Genomic DNA, 2,296 nt, shown 5'->3' with positions numbered 1-2,296 from the left:
TGTCAGCCAGGGCGTCTTTGACGATATGGATGGCATAACCCGCCACATCATCGGGCCTGTTCCTGCGGACACTGTGGTGACCCGACCCGGCCCAGGTCACGGGTTTGAGAACCCTCGTGGAGCCTTCATATGCGTAAACCATGTCTCCGGCACGGATCTCTTCTATGGCCTTCAATCCGTCTCTTGTCTCTATCATCGTCCCACAAAGGTAACAGGGTTGGGGATTATCAGTGTTCAGTCCCGGCACATAATCTATGGAATAGTTGTGATTAGTGTTTATTGTTGGATTGATGAATTGTCCTGTAGTCCCGACAGTTACGCGAGTCAATCCGTTGGTTAACCAGATGGTTTGATTGGGTGGAGGGTTGTTGTTAGTCTGATTATAGACAGGGGGGTTGTTTCCATTCAAGCAAATATTATTATTATTTGCGATATTTAATTTCCCACTTGCTGACCAGGATGTTTCATAAATCGTATCATTTTGAGACAAACCGTCGATATAATGGCCATTACTTGAAAATTCTGGCGAGAAATAAGTATTGTTTATTGACTTTCCACCTTGTTCGATCCCTATATAACCATCATAAAATTTTGAATTTTTTAGGGTGCCACCTTTTTGTATAAAAACGTTCTGCCAACTATTATTGGCAAAAATTTCAGCACCGTCTACAACCGCTCCATCTTGAATATAGATATTGTTAATGTTGAAAATATTTACTGGATCATTACCTCTGTAAATGATAATTCCGGCTCCATTTTTATAGACATTCTGTCTAATCATATTACCGGCAGGATCTGAAGCGATTTCAGAGCTGATATAAATTGAGGTGGTGCCACCCGTACCGATGATATTGATATGATCGTTGGAAATGTTATAGTTTTTTACATAGTTTTCAATATCATCCCCGGTAATCTGTTCTTGAGAAAATTGGGCGGTTCTGCTGACTGATACGGTCAGCCTGTTTGATGAAGGGTTGTATCTGTAAAGATCCGGTATATTGGGATTTGTTACTTTACTGTTGTTATTGAGGGTAAGATTGGCAGTATTATTATCACTTGATTGAAAATAAGAGTTGGGTTGATTCTTGTAACTATTGCCACTTAAACTTTGACCTCCCAGATTATAACCGCTTCTTGTAGTATTTGGGTTAAGGAATGAGTCATTATCTGAAGTGGCGGAACCGTTCATGATAACGGGGCTGGAAATAAAAGTGTTGTTGGTTGAACTGCCACCATTCATCGTAACATTTTGATTGAATATATTTGAATCCTGGAGTGTTCCACCAGTATTGATTGTAATGGCTGAATTGTTAGAGGGGCTGTTTTTGATCAAAAGGAAATTTGAACCTGAAACGGTTGCACCATTTGTAATGGTTACAGTGCTGTCAACAAAATTGATGGGTCCTGAATAGGCTTGTGATGGATCAGATGTAAGATGATTATTTGTTGATAGGCTGAAATACTGTCCGTTGGTTGAGTTTATTTTGTAGACAGTGCGGCCATCACTTAATTTAACGGCATACCAATTGCCACTATCAATGATCGGATTGTTATTTTGCAATATATAACTGTTCAGGTCTGTATTTTCGACATTTTTTAATTGATTGGAAGTCGCATTCTCTCTTGTAAGGCGATTATTTGAGAAGGTTTGAATAGAATCTTGACTGTTCTTTTCACCATAGGATGGAGGATATTGATATGAATGGACAAATGAATGATTTATTTTGAATGTATCATTATCTTTTTTATCTTTACGCAAGTAATCTTTTTTTTGGTTCGTCATCAGTGATTCTCATATAATTTTTATTATAAGCGTGTTAGAAAGTAAGTATTTGCGACATTTATTATTTAAGTAATACTTTCATGAGCATGCTATTTATTATCTAATTGATTTAATTATTATAATGTTATTAATATAATTAGTAAATTAAATTTGATAATTGAAATGTAATATCTTGAATACATTTATTATTTTTTAATAAATATTAGATTTTTATTAAAAAATAGTTAGATAGGGATTCACCCAATTTTGTTTTTCAATAAATGTATGGAAAATGACATTATGAAGTGATGGCCTGGTCGGGATATGGATTAAGTAATAAAATTGCTAGAATCAAACGGGTTTTATAAAAAAGCTGGATCAATTTATCTGATCCAGCCTTATAAGTAATATAAAACGGTATCTGTAATTTTTATTATGATGACATTATTTTTTTATGATCCAACTGGTTTTGTGAGATATACGGTCCAGCGGCGATGACCTTTACGGTAAGGATCTTCCGGCCCTTTTGCAGAA

1 protein-coding gene is annotated in these 2,296 nt (G+C 36.0%); it reads right to left on the bottom strand.

All coding sequences use genetic code 11. The features are described from left to right. Positions 1-1,783 (bottom strand): Hint domain-containing protein (locus H3T57_RS09030; protein ID WP_198194181.1); only part of this gene is annotated, 1,783 nt, incomplete at its 3' end. Positions 1,784-2,296 lie beyond the last annotated feature (513 nt).

It is taken from the genome of Commensalibacter sp. W6292M3, assembly GCF_016101315.1.
Classification (GTDB): Bacteria; Pseudomonadota; Alphaproteobacteria; order Acetobacterales; family Acetobacteraceae; genus Commensalibacter; species Commensalibacter melissae.
Note: the sequence above shows the minus strand (reverse complement) of the source record. Positions and strands in the feature narration are given on the sequence as shown.